This is a genomic window from Brevundimonas sanguinis (assembly GCF_029636725.1).
Lineage (GTDB): Bacteria > Pseudomonadota > Alphaproteobacteria > Caulobacterales > Caulobacteraceae > Brevundimonas > Brevundimonas sanguinis.
This window is the reverse complement of sequence record NZ_CP116770.1, coordinates 1,178,259-1,196,295: the sequence shown is the minus strand read 5'-3', so window position 1 is coordinate 1,196,295 and position 18,037 is coordinate 1,178,259. Positions and strand designations below refer to the sequence as shown.

The window sequence follows — 18,037 nt, the reverse complement described above, 5'->3', positions numbered from 1 at the left end:
CCTTCAGAAACCTTTCGCGGCGTCAGCGGCCTATACGCAGGTCTCCTGATCCGACGATCGAGCGCGACACGCGGCCGGTCGCCTCGGCCACCCGGACATCGCCCGACCCGGCGATGGCCGCTGACACATCGCCGGCCGTTCCCTCGAAGCGGACATCGCCCGAACCGCCGATCGACACCTTGAGCGACGGAGCGCGCCCAGCGCGCACCCGCACGCCGCCCGAACCGCCGATGGCGATTTCGGTTTCCCCATCCACCCGGGCCACTTCAATATTGCCTGAGCCCCCCACATTGGCCTCCAGCCTGCCTGTCGCCCCAGCAAAGATCGAGCCGGAGCCGCCGACCGACGCTTCCAGATTGCGGGAGGTCCCCGCACGGATGCTGCCCGATCCGCCGACCGACAGGTCTACGTCGCCCTCGACATTGGCCACCGTCCACGATCCGCAGCCGCCAGACCCAAGGTCAACCGAGCGTGCGCCGCGCCCGACGGAGCCGAACACAGCCCCTCCCCCGTTGACGTCCACGTCGCGCGGCGTGCGCAGGACGATCATCGGCGCATCCTCCATCCGGATCCGCCCCTTGCCCCGCACCTCGACCGTGGCGCCGTCGCCGGGCTGGCGAGCGTCGGCCCGGCTATTGTTGCAGGATCCGATAAGCCCGCCGCCCATGCCGCGCGCGCGGCCCAAGCCGCCGTCGATCCGCACCTGATCGCCGCGACGTTCGATGCGCAGTTCCGGCAGATCGGCTGCGCCCTGGGTGATCTCCACCCCGACATCCGCGCGGTCTTCCGGAATGACGATCACACGCGCCACCGCATTGCGGATGGTCACTTCAGCGGCGAGCGCCGGAGCCGCCAGAACGGCGGATGCGGCCAGGGCGGATCCCAAGGCGGCGGCGATAGCGGCGGGTTTCATCAGCGAGCTCTCCCTGTCTCTGTGTCCAGGCGAGACTGGGGGCCCCACGTCGCAAAGTCAGTTTAAATCGAGGTCATGAACCCCTTTTAACCTTGGCCTCCCGCCGCCTCTGCGTTCAGCCGCCCGGCGCCGTCCACAGCGCCCGCCTCAGGCACGAAGTCACGCTCGAAGTTCTCCAGGCGGCTCTTCAGGGCGCCGGTCTTCTTCAGCAGCACCGACGCCGCCCAGCGCGCGGCCAGTTCGGGCGTTCCCATCTGGTCGGTCGAGCGGGGCGCCCCTCCCCGGCTGCGCACCACGGCGTTGGTGTAGAGGGCCCCTCGTCTCAGTCGCGAACTCCAGGTCTGGAAGTCGACCGAAAGGGAGACGCAGAACCGGTCCAGATTCTCCACCCGATGCGGCGCGAAGAAGGGCCAGGTCAGCGCTTGACCAGGCTCCAGGTCGATCGCCTGAGCGTCCTGTTCGAAGGCGCGGACATAGGGGATTTCCTCGGTCGTCTGCCGTGCGATCACCTGCTCCATGCTGCGCTCGGGCAGATGCGCCTCATCGCCCGGAAAGACGAACAGCCGCTTGCGGCCGCGCATGTGGAACAGGATCACCCCCGACGCGTCGAAGTGATAGGGCACCCGAGCCTTCGGCGACGACAGGATCAGCTGACCATTGCGGCTGACCGCCTTCAGGCCCGGATAGGCGTGGTCCATGATCCGGTCGAACTCGGCCATTGTCGCCTGCCACAGCTCGGGCCAGCCGCGCTCGACGTCGCGCATATTGACCCAGAGCCGGCCCTGCTGGATCGCCTCAAGCAGTTCGGCGCCGTTCAGCCGCCCGCGCGCGCCCGTCCGCAGGCTGACCTGCCCTTCGTCGTCGTAGTCGTACAGGTTGATGTCGAACAGATCCGCAGGATACCGGTCCAGCACCTCGGCCAGGGCCTGATCCTCAGCGAAGCCGTTGGCGACCAGGGCATGCGCGTGGACTGCCGCCTGGCTGATCGGACCCGCATAACGCGTCATGGAAGCCGTCATTCCGTTTCCTCCTCTACCGGCCTGTCCGGCCGCCCGCTATTTCCGCACCATGTCGACGGCGGCGCGCAACGCCCCCGAAGCTCGGCCCGTCAAACTCGTTTCACACGCCTCGATCACGGCCCAGCGGCGCCGCGTACTGGTGCGCAGACGCTGCGCCCGGTCACGGCCCGCCAGGCCGACCGCGGCGCTCATCGTGGCGCACAGGGCCCTGGACACGCCGGGCCGGGCCACGACGCCTTCGACGGTCACCAGGCCCCCGTCATCGTAGTATTTCTTGTAGTAGCCGCCTACGCCGACGCCGTAGTCGAAGGTCCGGTAGCCCCGTTCGGACCCCAGCCGGATCGTCTCCTGCGTCAGCACTATGCCCGGCGACCAGCGCGCGACTTCCTGGTTATAGACCGGGAACCACAGGTGGAAATGACGCCCCGCGTGCATGGAGTATTCCATCGCCACCACGCGGCCATCCACCCGCAGCACCGCCATCGAGGCGCCGAAACCATCTTCGCCCTCGCAGTCCATCAGGGCATGCAGGACCTGGCCGGTCCAGCCGCAGGCGAAAATGTCATGCAGACCGGTGCGGCGATACTGTTCGCTCTTTTCGATGATCAGCCGCTCCAGCAGGGCGTGATCGTGCAGGCAGATCTCGATCTCGACCGTCTTGAAGGCGCCGTCCAGCCCCCGCCGCGAACGCTCCTTGTCCTTGAAGTATTTCGGAAAGGCCTTCCTGCGCCGCGCGTACCAGGCGTCGAAGCCGCCTTCGTCCGGCACGATCGAGACGACACTGTTATTACGGGGCATCTGTTCCGGCGCGTCGCCGATCCAGGCGGCGGCGGCGAAGCGCGGTGCGGCCAGCAGGCGCGCCGCTTCCTGCATCGAGGGCTTCTGATCCTTGGGACCGATGACCCCGTGATAGTCGTTCATCGGCGCCGCCAGCGGCTGGATCGTCCCGCCCCGGCGCTGATGCGGATAATATCCGACGACGCGGCCGTCCCGTTTGAAGACAGCCACGGCCGAGCCGGGACAGATCGCCCCCGCCGTGCGTGCGAACTCCCAGCGGAAATAGGGGCTGCTCAGGTCCGGATCCGCGCGCGCCCAGTCATTCCACTGCGCGCCGTCCTCGGCCGTCAGCTCGGCCAGGCTGCGGATTTCGACTGACAGTGTTTCCGACATGACGCTCCCTTCGGAACGATCACAGCAAGTCCCGTTCCATCCCGGCCTGATAAGGCCAAGCTCTTGAGGCGGGGTTAGCGCGCAGTCGCGTGGGCGCAGAGACGGAGCCTCTTGTCGCCCCCGGCATTGTCTTGGCAGGAGGTCCCCATGACAACGCCCCGCCCCAAGAGCCGCGACACCGAGAACGAGAACCAGCGCCCCGACAAGGCCGGTCATCCGCCGCGCCCCGCGACCGAACCGAAAGGCGCCGAAGGCAGCAGCAACTCCGGCAGCACCGAAACCGACCCCGCGACCGGCGAACCGAACCACTGAATGCAAGACGGCCCCCGGATCGCTCCGGGGGCCGCTCTGTTACGCTTACGCTTACTCGTTACTGGCGAACCAGCGAGGGCCGAGGCCCCCGCTCATTCTGACGTCGATATTACTCGACGATCTTGGCCACGACGCCGGCGCCGACGGTGCGGCCGCCTTCACGGATGGCGAAGCGCAGCTTCTCTTCCATCGCGATCGGCGTGATCAGCTCGACGTCCAGCTCGGCGTTGTCGCCCGGCATGATCATCTCGACGCCTTCCTTCAGGCGCACGATGCCGGTCACGTCCGTCGTGCGGAAGTAGAACTGCGGACGGTAGTTCGTGAAGAACGGCGTGTGACGGCCGCCTTCTTCCTTGTTCAGGATGTAGGCTTCAGCCACGAACTTGGTGTGCGGGGTGATCGAACCCGGCTTGCACAGCACCTGGCCGCGCTCGACGTCTTCACGCTTGGTGCCGCGCAGCAGCACGCCCACGTTGTCGCCGGCTTGACCCTGGTCCAGCAGCTTGCGGAACATTTCGACGCCCGTGCAGGTCGTCTTCTGGACCGGACGGATGCCGACGATTTCGACTTCTTCACCGACCTTGACGATGCCGCGCTCGACGCGACCCGTCACCACGGTGCCGCGGCCCGAGATCGAGAACACGTCTTCGACCGGCATCAGGAACGGCATGTCGATCGGGCGTTCCGGTTGCGGGATGTAGGCGTCGACCGCCGCCATCAGCTCCAGGATGCGCTCTTCGCCGATCTGCGGGTCGCGGTCTTCGACGGCGGCCAGGGCCGAGCCCTTGATCACCGGGATGTCGTCGCCCGGGAACTGGTACGAGCTGAGCAGCTCGCGCACTTCCATTTCGACCAGCTCCAGCAGCTCCTCGTCGTCGACCATGTCGACCTTGTTCAGGAACACCACCAGGGCCGGAACGCCGACCTGACGGGACAGCAGGATGTGCTCGCGGGTCTGCGGCATCGGGCCGTCAGCGGCCGAGCACACCAGGATCGCGCCGTCCATCTGGGCGGCGCCCGTGATCATGTTCTTCACGTAGTCGGCGTGGCCCGGGCAGTCCACGTGCGCGTAGTGACGGTTGGCCGTCTCATATTCCACGTGCGACGTGTTGATCGTGATGCCGCGCGCTTTTTCTTCCGGCGCGTTGTCGATGTCGGCGTAGTTCATCGCCTTGCTGCCGCCGGCCTTCGCCAGCGTCATCGAGATCGCCGCCGTCAGCGTCGTCTTGCCGTGGTCAACGTGGCCGATCGTGCCGATGTTCACGTGCGGCTTAGTGCGTTCGAACTTTTCCTTGGCCATTCTCTAGCTCCTGGAATCCCCAAAGCGGGGGTCCAAATGGGTTTGGGGATAGGTGGGGCGATTTGTGCTCAAACCGCCCCGTTTTCAAGTGCGTCCGTCGGAAAGACGGATTTAGGCGTACTTCTTGATCACTTCGTCGGCGACGTGTTGCGGCACCGCTTCATAGTGGTCGTACTGCATGGTGAACTGGGCGCGGCCCTGCGACATGCCGCGCAGCGTGTTCACATAGCCGAACATGTTGGCCAGCGGCACGAAGGCGTTCACGACGACGGCGTTGCCGCGCATGTCCTGACCCTGGATCATGCCGCGACGGCCGTTCAGGTCGCCGATGATCGAGCCCAGGTACTCTTCCGGGGTCACGACCTCGACGGCCATGATCGGCTCGAGCAGCTTCGGTCCGCCCTTCTCCTTCAGTTCGCGGAACGCGGCCCGCGAAGCGATTTCAAACGCCAGCACCGAGGAGTCGACGTCGTGGAAGGCGCCGTCGATCAGGGTCGCCTTGACGTCGATGACCGGGAAGCCGGCCAGCAGGCCGTTGTCCTTGGCCGACTTCAGGCCCTTTTCCACGCCCGGGATGTATTCCTTGGGCACGGCGCCGCCGACGATGGCCGACTCGAAGACGAAGTCCGAACCCGGCTCGCCCGGCTCGAACACCAGCTTGACGCGGGCGAACTGGCCCGTACCGCCGGTCTGCTTCTTGTGGGTGTAGTCGATCTCGGCCTTGCGGCTGATGGATTCGCGATAGGCCACCTGCGGCGCGCCGATGGTCGCTTCGACCTTGTAGGTGCGCTTCAGGATGTCGATCTTGATGTCCAGGTGCAGCTCGCCCATGCCCTTCAGGATCGTCTGGCCCGACTCGTGGTCGGTCGAGACGGTGAAGGACGGATCTTCCGAAGCCAGCTTGGCCAGGGCGACGCCCAGCTTCTCTTGGTCGGCCTTGGTCTTGGGCTCGACGGCGATCTCGATCACCGGCGCCGGGAATTCCATCTTCTCGAGGATGACCGGCGACTTCAGCGGATCACACAGGGTGTCGCCGGTGCGGGTTTCCTTCAGGCCGGCCAGGGCGACGATGTCGCCGGCGTAGGCTTCCTTGATGTCTTCACGGTTGTTCGAGTGCATCAGCAGCATGCGGCCGACGCGCTCACGCTTGTCGCGCGACGAGTTCAGCAGCGACTGACCGGTTTCCATCTTGCCCGAGTAGATGCGGCAGAAGGTGATCGAGCCGACGAAGGGGTCGTCCATGATCTTGAACGCCAGGACCGACAGGGCTTCATCGTCCGAAGCCTGACGCGAGGTCGGCTCTTCGGTCTTGAAGTCGATGCCCGGGATAGCGGGGATGTCCACCGGCGACGGCAGGTAGTCGACGACGGCGTCCAGCAGGGGCTGCACGCCCTTGTTCTTGAAGGCCGAGCCGCACAGGATCGGATAGAAGGCGCCCGAGATGACGGCCTTGCGGATGCAGCGCTTCAGCACTTCCACCGACGGCTCTTCGCCGCCCAGGTAGGCCTCCATGGCCTCGTCGTCGATCTCGACGGCGTTGTCGACCAGGTACTGGCGGGCTTCGGCGGCGGCGTCGGCCAGGTCAGCCGGGATGTCGCGCACATCGGCCGAGGCGCCGACTTGGTCGGTTTCCCAGACCAGGGCCTTCATCTCGACCAGGTCGATCACGCCCTTCAGGTTCGATTCCGAACCGATCGGCAGTTGGATCGGCACAGCCTTGGCGCCCAGACGGTCGCGGATCGACTCGACCGACTTCTCGAAGTCGGCGCCGATCTTGTCCATCTTGTTGACGAAGACGATGCGCGGAACCTTGTACTTGTCGGCCTGGCGCCAGACGGTTTCCGTCTGCGGCTCGACACCGGCGTTGCCGTCCAGAACGGTCACGGCGCCGTCGAGCACGCGCAGCGAACGCTCGACTTCAATGGTGAAGTCCACGTGGCCAGGGGTGTCGATGATGTTGAGGCGCTTCTCTTTCCAGAAGGCGGTCGTCGCGGCCGACGTGATGGTGATGCCGCGTTCCTGCTCCTGGTCCATCCAGTCCATGGTGGACGCGCCATCGTGCGTCTCGCCCATTTTGTGGTTCTTGCCGGTGTAGAACAGGATCCGCTCGGTCGTCGTCGTCTTGCCCGCGTCGATGTGGGCCATGATGCCGAAGTTGCGGTAGTCTTCGATTTTATGTGTGCGGGGCATTGGATTTGCCTTCCGGGAGCTTCGCGGACGCGCGAGCGCCCTGGGATGTCGGATATGACGGCGCGGGCGGTTCAGTCTGAACGCCCGCGCCGGATCGTCTGATTGGCGACCGTCCCATTATCCGAAGAAGAGGGACGGTTTTAAGACGTTACCAGCGGTAGTGGCTGAAGGCGCGGTTGGCTTCGGCCATCTTGTGGGTGTCTTCGCGCTTCTTGACGGCGGTGCCACGGTTGTTCGAGGCGTCCAGCAGCTCGGCGGCCAGCTTTTCGGTCATGGTGTTCTCGCCGCGGTTGCGCGCAGCGTTGACCAGCCAACGGATGGCCAGGGCGCGACGACGGTCCGGACGGACCTCGACCGGCACCTGATAGGTGGCGCCGCCGACGCGACGCGAACGAACTTCGACGGCCGGAGCGACGTTTTCCAGCGCAGCGTGGAAGGTCTCGACCGCAGTCTGCTCCTTCTTCTTGTCAGCCAGGATGTCGAAGGCGCCGTAAACGATGTTTTCGGCGACGGCCTTCTTACCTTCGTACATGACGTAGTTCATGAACTTGGTGACCACCAGGTCGCCAAACTTCGGATCCGGCAGAACTTCACGCTTCTGAGCGCGGTGACGACGGGACATGGATGTATCCTCTTAAATCTGTAGGGCGCTAGGAGCGAATTACTTCGGACGCTTGGCGCCGTAGTGCGAACGACGCTGCTTGCGGTCCTTGACGCCCTGGGTGTCGAGCACGCCGCGCAGGATGTGGTAGCGAACGCCGGGCAAGTCCTTAACGCGGCCGCCGCGGATCAGCACGACCGAGTGCTCCTGCAGGTTGTGGCCTTCGCCGGGGATGTAGCACACGGCTTCGACGCCGTTCTTGGCCAGACGGACCTTGGCGACCTTACGCAGAGCCGAGTTCGGCTTCTTCGGGGTCGTGGTGTAGACGCGGGTGCAGACGCCGCGGCGCTGGGGCGAACCCTCCAGGGCCGGGACCTTGTTGCGGACCGGCTTCGGCTTGCGGGGCTTGCGGATCAGCTGGTTGATCGTGGGCATTCGAATTCGTCTCTTTTCGATGTGGAGGCGTGTGTCTTTCGACCGGAGCGCCTCATGAGCCTTCTTTTGAACGGGACCGAAGCCCCGCCCGGGTGTTATCGAGCCGAACGAGACGCCCAAACAGAAAAACCGGAACGCGCGCTTCGGGCGTTCCGGCGGGCGCAGCCCGTCCGTTCGATTGTCACGATCTGAGCGAACGGCGAACCGCCCACCTCTCGAAAGTGCGCGGCTTCTACGCGCGATCCGTTAACAGGTCAAGAGATTCGCAGAGGCGCCAGCCTTATCGCACGCCGTTCGTCCTGTTCAGCGCTCCGCCCACATATCGCCACGCTTGCAAAGCCATGTTCTCATTGAGGGATGGGGAGGTCGCATGACCGTCGCGGTTCTGGACAGATTGACCTTGGGCCGCCCGTCGGGCCGACAACGCGCGGCCACGATCGGCGTCTCGGTGCTGATCCACGGCCTGCTGCTGGCCCCCCTTGCCTTCCAGACCGTCAGACCGGCGCCGAATCTGGTCACAACCACGCTTCCGGTCGTCTATCTCGATATAGAGCCGCGCCCTCTTCTGCCCGATGAGCGGCCGCGCCTGCCCGCCGTCGCCCCAGCCCCCGCGCCGCAGGTCCGCCCTGCGGGTCCGGTCAGCCGCGAAACGGCGCCCGCTCTTAGCGCCGCCGAACGCCCCGCGCCGCCGGCGCCGCGCCTGGCCCGCGAAGCCCCCGAGGGCGCGCCCGCCCCGCCCGCCGCGCAAGCCGCCGATCCTTGGCAGGTGACGCCCGAAAGCCAGGCCGCCGCCACGGCGCGCGCCCTGCGCACCTCTCCGGTCGGCTGCCGCTCGCCGGAACTGCTGACCCGCGCCGAACGGGCCCTCTGCGACGAGCGGTTCAACGAGCGCGCCGCCGAGGCTGCGGCGCGTCGCCCCATCACCGGCAGCGGCAATTCAGAGCGCGACGCCCGTTTCGCTCGCGAAGGCGCGCGCGAGCTGCAACGCTATGAGGCCAAGCGCCGCCCGCTCAGCGGGGGCGTCGGCGTCCTGGCGCCGCAGGACTGCCCCGGCTCCAACTTCGGCACGGGCTGCGCGGGCGCCCATCTGGATTCCTCGATGCAGATGGACTCCAGCCGCAATGTCCGGACCCGCCGCGACGGCGCCCCCGCCTCAGGCCGCCCGATGACGCCCGGCGCCGCCGGCCCCCGCGAGCCGATGCGGCCGCAGTAGGCTTCCAGCACACGGCCCCCATGAGCTCGCCACGCCCAACAGCCTCAAGTAGCGCAAGGCGCGGTAGGCCGACAAACGGCCTCAAGCAGCGCAAGGCGCGATAGGCCAAACAAACGGCCTCAAGCAGCGCAAGGCGCGATAGGCCAACAAAAAAGAGCGGCGCCTTTCGACGCCGCCCTCTTCAGTCTTTCAGGTCTGAACCCGGATCAGTCGGCCGACTGTTCCAACTCCAGGGCCAGATCCGCGGGAAGCGGCTCGACCGCCTCTTCGCGGGCTTGGGTCAGCACAGCGTCGCGCTCGTTGGCGATCTTCTGCAGGCTGCGCAGGTAGGCGCCGGTGCCGGCCGGGATCAGGCGGCCGACGATGACGTTTTCCTTCAGGCCTTCCAACATGTCCTTCTTGCCGTGGACCGAAGCCTCGGTGAGGACGCGGGTGGTCTCCTGGAACGACGCCGCCGAGATGAAGCTGCGGGTCTGCAGCGACGCCTTGGTGATGCCCAGCAGGACCGGCTGCGTGATCGCCAGACGGCCGCCACGCTTCTCCACCTTGGCGTTTTCGACAGCGGCTTCAGCCACTTCGACCGTGTCGCCACGGATCAGGGTGGTTTCGCCGGAGTCGATGACCTCGACCTTCTGCAGCATCTGGCGAACGATCACCTCGATGTGCTTGTCGTTGATCGGCACGCCCTGCAGTCGGTAGACCTCCTGCACTTCGTTCACCAGATACTCGGCCAGCGCCTCGACGCCCTGGATGCGCAGCAGGTCGTGCGGATCCGGGTTGCCGTCGATGATGTAGTCGCCCTTCTGGATCAGATCGCCGTCGTGGACGGAGATGTGCTTGCCCTTCGGGATCAGGAACTCGACCGCTTCGCCCTGGTTGCCGTCGGCATCGGGCTCCGGGGTGATCTTGATGCGGCGCTTGTTCTTGTAGTCGCGACCGAATTCGACGCGGCCGTCCATCTCGGCGATGACCGCGCAGTCCTTCGGACGACGAGCTTCGAACAGTTCGGCCACGCGCGGCAGACCGCCGGTGATGTCGCGGGTCTTGGCGCCTTCGGTCGGGATACGCGCGACGATGTCGCCCGGCTTGACCTCGTCGCCGTTGGCCACCGACAGAATGGCGCCGACGGGCAGCAGATAGCGCGCGTCAGAACCGCTCGACAGCTTGGCGTAGCTGTCGCCCTGGGTGACGCCCATGGCCGGACGCAGGTCCGCGCCGCGCGGGCTGGCGCGCCAGTCGGAGACGACGCGCTGGGCGATGCCCGTGGCCTCGTCGGTCTCTTCCTTGACGGACAGGCCGTCGACCAGGTCCTCGAAGCGCACCACGCCGCCGACTTCCGTCAGGATCGGGGTGGTGTAGGGGTCCCACTCGGCCAGGCGCTGGTTCTTGGCCACTTCGGAGCCTTCCTTGACGCGCAGGCGCGCGCCGTAAGGCACCTTGTAGGATTCGCGGTCCTTGCCGTCGACGGTCACGGTGACCACGACGTTGCGGCTCATGGCCACCGGATCGCCGTGGGCGGCGATAACGGTCGGCCCGACGACCTTGATGACGCCGGCGTTGGTCGCCTCGAAGAAGGAGGTTTCCGCCACCTGGGCTGTACCGCCGATGTGGAAGGTCCGCATCGTCAGCTGGGTGCCCGGCTCGCCGATCGACTGGGCGGCGATGACGCCGACCGCTTCGCCGATGTTGACGTTGGTGCCGCGCGCCAAATCGCGGCCATAGCAGGTCGCACAGATGCCGGTGTCGGCTTCACAAGTCAGGGCCGAACGGACCTTGATGGACTGGACGCCCACCTTGTCGATCAGCTCGACTTCCTCTTCCTGCAGATAGGTATCGGCAGGGAACAGGACTTCGCCGCCCGGCTCCTTGATGTCCTCGGCCGCGTAACGGCCCAGGACGCGCTGGCCCAGCGAGACGAGCACGTCGCCGCCTTCGACCACGGCGCGCAGGGTGATGCCGCGCGTCGAGCCGCAGTCTTCCTCGGTGACGATGGAGTCCTGCGCCACGTCCACCAGACGACGGGTCAGGTAACCCGAGTTGGCGGTCTTCAGCGCGGTGTCGGCCAGACCCTTACGGGCGCCGTGGGTGGAGTTGAAGTATTCAAGGACGGTCAGGCCTTCCTTGAAGTTCGAGATAATCGGCGTCTCGATGATCTCGCCCGAGGGCTTGGCCATCAGGCCGCGCATCCCGCCCAGCTGCTTCATCTGCGCCTGCGAACCACGGGCGCCCGAGTTGGCCATCATATAGACCGAGTTGATGTCCGGCTCCTGACCCTTGATCAGGACGCGCGGCTGGGCGATTTCGCCCATCATCTCATCGGCGATCTTGTCCGTAGCCTTGGCCCAGGCGTCGACGACCTTGTTGTACTTCTCGCCCTTGGTGATCAGGCCGTCGGCGTACTGTTGCTCGTACTCCTCGACCTGCGTGCGGGTTTCGTTGACCAGCTGTTCCTTCTTGGCCGGGATGACGATGTCGTCCTTGCCCACCGAGATGCCGGCCTTGGCCGCCTCGCGGAAGCCCATCTGCATCATCTGGTCGGCGAAGATGACCGTCGCCTTCTGACCGCAGTGGCGATAGACCTGATCGATCAGGTTGCCGATTTCCTTCTTGGTCAGGTTCTTGTCCAGAAGGTTGTAGCCGATGTTGGCGTTGAGCGGCAGCAGAGCGCCCAGCTTCATCCGGCCCGGCGTGGTGTCGATCACCTTGGTCACGACTTCGCCTTCCGAGTTCATCTCGGTCCAGCGCGCCTTGATCTTGGTGTGCAGGGTCACGACACGGGCGTCCAGCGCCGCGTCGATTTCGCCCATGTTGGCGAACAGCTTGCCCTCGCCCGGCTGACCTTCCTTGACCAGCGACAGGTAGTACAGGCCCAGGACGATGTCCTGCGACGGCACGATGATCGGCTTGCCGTTGGCGGGCGACAGGATGTTGTTCGTCGACATCATCAGCACGCGCGCTTCCAGCTGGGCCTCGAGGCTCAGCGGGACGTGCACGGCCATCTGGTCGCCGTCGAAGTCAGCGTTGAACGCCGTACAGACCAGCGGGTGCAGGCGGATGGCCTTGCCCTCGATCAGCTTGGGCTCGAACGCCTGGATGCCCAGACGGTGCAGCGTCGGGGCGCGGTTCAGCAGAACCGGGTGCTCGCGGATGACCTCGTCCAGGATGTCCCAGACGGCGGGCTGTTCGCGCTCGACCATGCGCTTGGACTGCTTGACGGTGCCCGACAGGCCCTTGGCGTCCAGACGCGCGTAAATGAAGGGCTTGAACAGCTCCAGCGCCATCTTCTTGGGCAGGCCGCACTCGTGCAGCTTCAGCTCGGGGCCCACGGTGATGACCGAACGGCCCGAGTAGTCGACGCGCTTGCCCAGCAGGTTCTGACGGAAGCGGCCCTGCTTGCCCTTCAGCATGTCGGCCAGCGACTTCAGCGGACGCTTGTTGGCGCCGGTGATCACGCGGCCGCGACGGCCGTTGTCGAACAGGGCGTCGACCGACTCCTGCAGCATCCGCTTTTCGTTGCGGATGATGATGTCCGGCGCGCGCAGTTCGATCAGGCGCTTCAGGCGGTTGTTCCGGTTGATGACCCGGCGATACAGGTCGTTCAGGTCCGACGTCGCGAAGCGGCCGCCGTCCAGCGGCACCAGCGGGCGCAGCTCGGGCGGGATCACCGGCACGATGGTCAGGATCATCCACTCGGGCTTGTTGCCCGACTCGATGAAGGCCTCCAGCAGTTTCAGGCGCTTGGACGCCTTCTTGGCCTTCAGCTCCGACGGGTTGTCGGCCAGCTCGGCGCGGTGCTTCTCGGCCTCGGCGTTCAGGTCGATCGCCATCAGCAGGTTGCGGACGGCTTCAGCGCCGATCTCGGCCGTGAAGCCGTCGTCGCCGAACTCTTCCTGATAGTGATAGAACTCGTCTTCCGTCAGCAGCTGGTTCTGCTTCAGCGGGGTCAGGCCCGGCTCGGTGACAATGTAGTTCTCGAAGTACAGGACGCGTTCCACGTCCTTCAGCGCCATGTCCAGCATCAGCGAGATGCGGCTGGGCAGCGACTTCAGGAACCAGATGTGGGCGACCGGGGCGGCCAGGTCGATGTGGCCCATGCGCTCGCGGCGGACGCGGGCCAGAGTGACCTCAACGCCGCACTTCTCGCAGATGATGCCCTTGTACTTCATGCGCTTGTACTTGCCGCACAGGCATTCGTAGTCCTTGGTCGGGCCAAAGATACGGGCGCAGAACAGGCCGTCACGCTCAGGCTTGAACGTGCGGTAGTTGATGGTTTCCGGCTTCTTGATCTCGCCGAACGACCACGAGCGGATCTTCTCCGGCGAGGCCAGGGCGATCTTGATCTGGTCGAAGGTCGGGGTGACCGGGACCGGGTTGAAGATGTTCAGGACTTCCTGGTTCATCTTTTTTCCTTCTGCGGGAATGCCCCGCGAAAATCATTCAGAGAGGAGAACAGGCGGACCGCCCTTCCCCGCCGGGGCGAGGAAGGGCGCTTGATCCGATCAGCTGTTTTCCAGCTCCACGTTCAGGCCCAGCGAGCGCATTTCCTTCACGAGCACGTTGAACGACTCGGGGATGCCGGCCTCGAAGCTGTCGTCGCCGCGGACGATGGCCTCGTAGACCTTGGTCCGGCCGGCCACGTCGTCCGACTTCACCGTCAGCATTTCCTGCAGGGTGTAGGCGGCGCCGTAAGCTTCCAGAGCCCAGACCTCCATTTCCCCGAAGCGCTGACCGCCGAACTGCGCCTTACCGCCCAGCGGCTGCTGGGTGACGAGCGAGTACGGGCCGATCGAACGGGCGTGGATCTTGTCGTCGACCAGGTGGTGCAGCTTCAGCATGTAGATGTAGCCGACCGTGACCGGACGCTTGAACTGCTCGCCGGTCTGACCGTCGTACAGGATCGACTGGCCCGAACGGTCCAGGCCCGCCGATTCCAGCAGGTCCTCGATGTCCGAGATGCGCGCGCCGTCGAAGACCGGGGTCGCGAAGGGCACGCCCTTGGACAGGTTCTTCGCCAGCTCGATCAGGTCTTCCTCGTCGTCCGGCAGCGGGGTGTCGGCGCCATAGACTTCCGTCAGACGCTCGATCAGAGCCTGCTTCTGACCGCCGTGCTGCCAGGCTTCCAGCAGACCGGAGATCTGCTTGCCCAGACCGGCGGCGGCCCAACCCAGGTGGGTCTCGAAGATCTGACCGATGTTCATGCGCGACGGCACGCCCAGCGGGTTCAGCACCACGTCGACGTGGGTGCCGTCTTCCAGGTACGGCATGTCCTCGATCGGCAGGATCTTGGAGATGACGCCCTTGTTCCCGTGACGGCCGGCCATCTTGTCGCCCGGCTGCAGCTTGCGCTTCACGGCCACGAAGACCTTGACCATCTTCATGACGCCAGGCGGCATCTCGTCGCCGCGCTGCAGCTTCTCGACCTTGTCTTCGAAGCGGCGGTCGAGGGCCTTACGGGCGTCCTCGAACTGCTTCTTCATGGCCTCCAGCTCGCCCATCGCCTTCTCGTCGTCGAGGGCGACCTGCCACCACAGGCCCTTGGACACTTCGGCCAGCTTCTCTTCGGTGACCTCGCCGCGGCCCATGCCCTTCGGGCCGGACACGGCGGTCTTGCCGAGCAGCAGCGGCTTCACGCGGCCGTAGACGTTGCGCTCAAGGATCTTGAGCTCGTCGTCGCGGTCCTTGCCCAGACGCTCGATCTCGGCGCGCTCGATGGCCATGGCGCGCTCGTCCTTGTCGATGCCGTGGCGGTTAAACACGCGCACGTCGACGATGGTGCCGGCGACGCCGGGCGGCAGGCGCAGCGAGGTGTCGCGCACGTCCGAAGCCTTCTCGCCGAAAATGGCACGCAGCAGCTTCTCTTCCGGAGTCATCGGGCTCTCGCCCTTCGGCGTCACCTTGCCGACCAGGATGTCGCCCGGCTGGACTTCGGCGCCGATGGCCACGATGCCCGCCTCGTCGAGGTTGCGCAGGGCTTCCTCGCCGACGTTCGGAATGTCGCGGGTGATCTCTTCCGGGCCCAGCTTGGTGTCGCGGGCCATGACCTCGAACTCTTCCAGGTGGATCGAGGTGAAGATGTCGTCGCGCACGATCCGTTCGGAGATCAGGATCGAGTCTTCGAAGTTGTAGCCGTTCCAGGGCATGAAGGCGACCAGGGCGTTGCGGCCCAGAGCCAGTTCGCCCAGGTCCGTCGACGGGCCGTCGGCGATGACGTCGCCGGCCTTCACCGCATCGCCCACGCGCACGATCGGGCGCTGGTTGATGCAGGTCGACTGGTTCGAACGCTGGAACTTCGACAGGCGATAGATGTCGACGCCCGAGCGGCCGGCTTCCACATCGCCCGTGGCGCGCACGACGATACGGGTGCCGTCGATCTGCTCGACCACGCCTTCACGACGGGCGACCACGACAGCGCCGGAATCCACGGCCACGACGGCTTCCATGCCGGTGCCGACCAGCGGCGCGTCCGACTTCACCAGCGGCACGGCCTGACGCTGCATGTTGGCGCCCATCAGCGCGCGGTTGGCGTCATCGTTTTCCAGGAACGGGATCAGGGCGGCGGCGACCGAAACGACCTGCTTGGGCGACACGTCCATCATGTCGACCGCTTCCTTGGTCAACAGCTGGGAATCGCCGTTGATCCGGCCCGGCACCAGCTCCTCGACGATCTCGCCGTCCTTCAGCTCGATGTTGGCCTGGGCGATGACGTGCTTCGCCTCTTCCATGGCCGAGATGTAGACCACCTCGTCCGTCGCCTTGCCGTCGACCACGCGACGGTACGGGCTTTCAATGAAGCCGTACTTGTTCACGCGGGCGTGGGTGGCCAGCGAGTTGATCAGACCGATGTTCGGGCCTTCCGGCGTTTCGATCGGGCAGATGCGGCCGTAGTGCGTCGGGTGCACGTCGCGGACTTCGAAGCCCGCGCGCTCACGCGTCAGACCGCCCGGGCCAAGCGCCGAGAGGCGGCGCTTGTGGGTGATTTCCGACAGCGGGTTCGTCTGGTCCATGAACTGCGACAGCTGCGACGAGCCGAAGAATTCACGCACCGCGGCGGCGGCCGGTTTGGCGTTGATCAGGTCGTGCGGCATGACCGTGTCGATATCGACCGAGGACATGCGCTCCTTGATGGCGCGCTCCATGCGCAGCAGGCCGACGCGGTACTGGTTTTCCAGCAGTTCACCCACCGAACGGACCCGGCGGTTGCCCAGGTTGTCGATGTCGTCGATCTCGCCGCGGCCGTCCTTCAGGCCGACCAGGATCTGCAGCACCTTCAGCACGTCGTCCTTCTGCAGGACGCGGATTTCGTCCGAAACCTCGGGGGTTTCCAGACGCATGTTCATCTTCACGCGGCCCACGGCCGACAGGTCGTAGCGCTCGGCGTCGAAGAACAGGGAGTTGAACATGGCCTCGGCCGCTTCCGGCGTCGGCGGCTCGCCCGGGCGCATGACGCGATAGACGTCGAACAGGGCGTCCTCGCGGCCCGTGTTCTTGTCCACGCGCAGGGTGTTGCGCATGTAGGCGCCGACCGTGACGTGGTCGATGTCCAGCACGTCGATGGTGGTGAAGCCGTTGGCTTCCAGCAGCTCGATCGCCGCGGCGTCCAGCTCGTCGCCCGCCTCGGCGTAGATTTCGCCGGTCTGATAGTTGACGGCGTCAGAGGCCAGATACTTGGTCAGCAGGGCGTCAGCCGCCAGCGACAGCGACTTCAGACCGCCGTCGGCCAGCTTCTTGGCGGCGCGGGCGCTGATCTTCTGACCGGCCGGAGCGACCACTTCGCCGGTGTCGGCGTCGACCAGGTCGAACTCCGGCTTCACGCCACGCCAGCGTTCCGGCTTGTAGGGCGTGACCCAGCCTTCGCCGCGCTTCTCGTACGGAACGGTCTCGTAGAAGGTCTTGAGGATTTCTTCCCCGTCCATGCCCAGGGCATAGAGGAAGGTGGTGGCGGGCAGCTTACGGCGACGGTCGATACGGACGTAGACGATGTCCTTGGCGTCGAACTCGAAGTCCAGCCACGAGCCGCGATACGGGATCACGCGGGCGGCGAACAGCAGCTTGCCCGACGAGTGGGTCTTGCCCTTGTCGTGGTCGAAGAAGACGCCCGGCGAACGGTGCATCTGCGAGACGATCACGCGCTCGGTGCCGTTGACGATGAAGGTGCCCTTGTCCGTCATGAGCGGGATGTCGCCCATGTAGACGTCCTGCTCCTTGATGTCCTTGACCGAACGGGCGCCCGTTTCTTCCTCGGTCTCAAAGACGATCAGGCGCAGCTTGACCTTCAGCGGCGCGGCATAGGTCATGTCGCGCTGGATGCATTCCTCAACGTCGTACTTCGGGTCCTCGAACTCGTAGGAGACGTATTCCAGGACGGCGCGCTCGTTGAAGTCCTTGATCGGGAACACCGACTTGAAGACCGCCTCGATGCCCTCGTCGTTGCGCAGGCCCGGACGCGACTCGCGCTGCAGGAACTGCTCATAGGAAGCGCGCTGAACCTCGATCAGGTTCGGCATCTGCACGGCTTCGGGGATGCGCCCGAAGCTGTAGCGAATGCGCTTCTTGCCGGTAAACGACGTGGCGGCAGCGATCTTACCCAAGGCGAGACCGTCGGTGGACTTGGCCATTCTGTTTTCCCAATCGCGGCCCCTTGCGAGGCCCGCTCTCAATGCAGCAGCCACGGCGCGCCGACCGGCGATCCGTGACCGTTAAATGTCTCTCGGCGTCCACCCTCGATCCTCACGCGGATCAGGACGCCTGGATGTATCCGCCCCCTTGGGGAGGGGCGACGCCTTCGCACCGGTCGGAGGGCGACAAACCGGGCCTCGGCGCTTTCGCGCGGGATTCATGGAATCTGCGAAGCGCGCATATATACGCCCTTCTTCGGCGAAATAAA

The 18,037-nt window shown here is 65.6% G+C and carries 11 protein-coding genes; 2 read left to right on the top strand and 9 right to left on the bottom strand.

What is annotated here, in order from left to right; translation table 11 throughout:
• Positions 1-22: 22 nt before the first annotated feature.
• The 3 genes from PIB44_RS06095 to PIB44_RS06085 form a co-directional block, all read right to left on the bottom strand.
• Positions 23-913 (bottom strand): GIN domain-containing protein, encoded by an 891-nt coding sequence (locus PIB44_RS06095; protein ID WP_278070751.1) that lies wholly within the window; start codon positions 911-913, stop codon positions 23-25.
• Between the two features lie 86 nt (positions 914-999).
• Positions 1,000-1,932 (bottom strand): cupin-like domain-containing protein, encoded by a 933-nt coding sequence (locus PIB44_RS06090; protein WP_278070750.1) that lies wholly within the window; start codon positions 1,930-1,932, stop codon positions 1,000-1,002.
• 36 nt (positions 1,933-1,968) lie between these two features.
• Positions 1,969-3,102 carry a GNAT family N-acetyltransferase gene (locus PIB44_RS06085; RefSeq protein WP_278070749.1) on the bottom strand — a complete coding sequence of 378 codons (1,134 nt, stop codon included), beginning with the start codon at positions 3,100-3,102 and terminating at the stop codon, positions 1,969-1,971.
• A 147-nt stretch (positions 3,103-3,249) separates the two neighbouring features.
• On the opposite strand from PIB44_RS06085, the gene PIB44_RS06080 reads away from it, so the two are divergent.
• On the top strand, positions 3,250-3,414 hold the full coding sequence (locus PIB44_RS06080) for a hypothetical protein (RefSeq protein ID WP_278070748.1): 165 nt from the start codon (positions 3,250-3,252) through the stop codon (positions 3,412-3,414).
• Between the two features lie 109 nt (positions 3,415-3,523).
• Here PIB44_RS06080 and tuf read toward each other — a convergent pair whose 3' ends face one another.
• The 4 genes from tuf to rpsL form a co-directional block, all read right to left on the bottom strand.
• Positions 3,524-4,714 carry an elongation factor Tu gene (gene tuf / locus PIB44_RS06075; RefSeq protein WP_064108282.1) on the bottom strand — a complete coding sequence of 397 codons (1,191 nt, stop codon included), beginning with the start codon at positions 4,712-4,714 and terminating at the stop codon, positions 3,524-3,526.
• 111 nt (positions 4,715-4,825) lie between these two features.
• Positions 4,826-6,904, bottom strand: coding sequence for an elongation factor G (gene fusA / locus PIB44_RS06070; RefSeq protein WP_278070747.1), 2,079 nt, complete (start codon positions 6,902-6,904; stop codon positions 4,826-4,828).
• 148 nt (positions 6,905-7,052) lie between these two features.
• Positions 7,053-7,526, bottom strand: coding sequence for a 30S ribosomal protein S7 (gene rpsG, locus PIB44_RS06065; RefSeq protein ID WP_025976278.1), 474 nt, complete (start codon positions 7,524-7,526; stop codon positions 7,053-7,055).
• Positions 7,527-7,565: 39 nt separating this feature from the next.
• Positions 7,566-7,940 (bottom strand): 30S ribosomal protein S12, encoded by a 375-nt coding sequence (gene rpsL / locus PIB44_RS06060; RefSeq protein ID WP_003165508.1) that lies wholly within the window; start codon positions 7,938-7,940, stop codon positions 7,566-7,568.
• Between the two features lie 370 nt (positions 7,941-8,310).
• Here rpsL and PIB44_RS06055 point away from each other — a divergent pair, with 370 nt between their 5' ends.
• Complete coding sequence (locus PIB44_RS06055; RefSeq protein WP_278070746.1) at positions 8,311-9,153, top strand: hypothetical protein; 843 nt, start codon at positions 8,311-8,313, stop codon at positions 9,151-9,153.
• 206 nt (positions 9,154-9,359) lie between these two features.
• On the opposite strand, the gene rpoC is transcribed toward PIB44_RS06055, so the two are convergent.
• Together rpoC and rpoB are read right to left on the bottom strand one after the other, a co-directional pair.
• Positions 9,360-13,553, bottom strand: a complete 4,194-nt coding sequence (gene rpoC / locus PIB44_RS06050) for a DNA-directed RNA polymerase subunit beta' (RefSeq protein WP_025976276.1) — start codon at positions 13,551-13,553, stop codon at positions 9,360-9,362.
• Positions 13,554-13,652: 99 nt separating this feature from the next.
• On the bottom strand, positions 13,653-17,768 hold the full coding sequence (rpoB, locus tag PIB44_RS06045; RefSeq protein WP_253120414.1) for a DNA-directed RNA polymerase subunit beta: 4,116 nt from the start codon (positions 17,766-17,768) through the stop codon (positions 13,653-13,655).
• Positions 17,769-18,037 lie beyond the last annotated feature (269 nt).

Excerpts from the sequence above, each read along its gene's own strand:
- PIB44_RS06095 (WP_278070751.1), bottom strand. The coding sequence starts at position 913 with ATGAAACCCGCCGCTATCGCCGCCGCCTTGGGATCCGCCCTGGCCGCA.
- PIB44_RS06090 (WP_278070750.1), bottom strand. The coding sequence starts at position 1,932 with ATGACGGCTTCCATGACGCGTTATGCGGGTCCGATCAGCCAGGCGGCA.
- PIB44_RS06085 (WP_278070749.1), bottom strand. The coding sequence starts at position 3,102 with ATGTCGGAAACACTGTCAGTCGAAATCCGCAGCCTGGCCGAGCTGACG.
- PIB44_RS06080 (WP_278070748.1), top strand. The coding sequence starts at position 3,250 with ATGACAACGCCCCGCCCCAAGAGCCGCGACACCGAGAACGAGAACCAG.
- tuf (WP_064108282.1), bottom strand. The coding sequence starts at position 4,714 with ATGGCCAAGGAAAAGTTCGAACGCACTAAGCCGCACGTGAACATCGGC.
- fusA (WP_278070747.1), bottom strand. The coding sequence starts at position 6,904 with ATGCCCCGCACACATAAAATCGAAGACTACCGCAACTTCGGCATCATG.
- rpsG (WP_025976278.1), bottom strand. The coding sequence starts at position 7,526 with ATGTCCCGTCGTCACCGCGCTCAGAAGCGTGAAGTTCTGCCGGATCCG.
- rpsL (WP_003165508.1), bottom strand. The coding sequence starts at position 7,940 with ATGCCCACGATCAACCAGCTGATCCGCAAGCCCCGCAAGCCGAAGCCG.
- PIB44_RS06055 (WP_278070746.1), top strand. The coding sequence starts at position 8,311 with ATGACCGTCGCGGTTCTGGACAGATTGACCTTGGGCCGCCCGTCGGGC.
- rpoC (WP_025976276.1), bottom strand. The coding sequence starts at position 13,553 with ATGAACCAGGAAGTCCTGAACATCTTCAACCCGGTCCCGGTCACCCCG.
- rpoB (WP_253120414.1), bottom strand. The coding sequence starts at position 17,768 with ATGGCCAAGTCCACCGACGGTCTCGCCTTGGGTAAGATCGCTGCCGCC.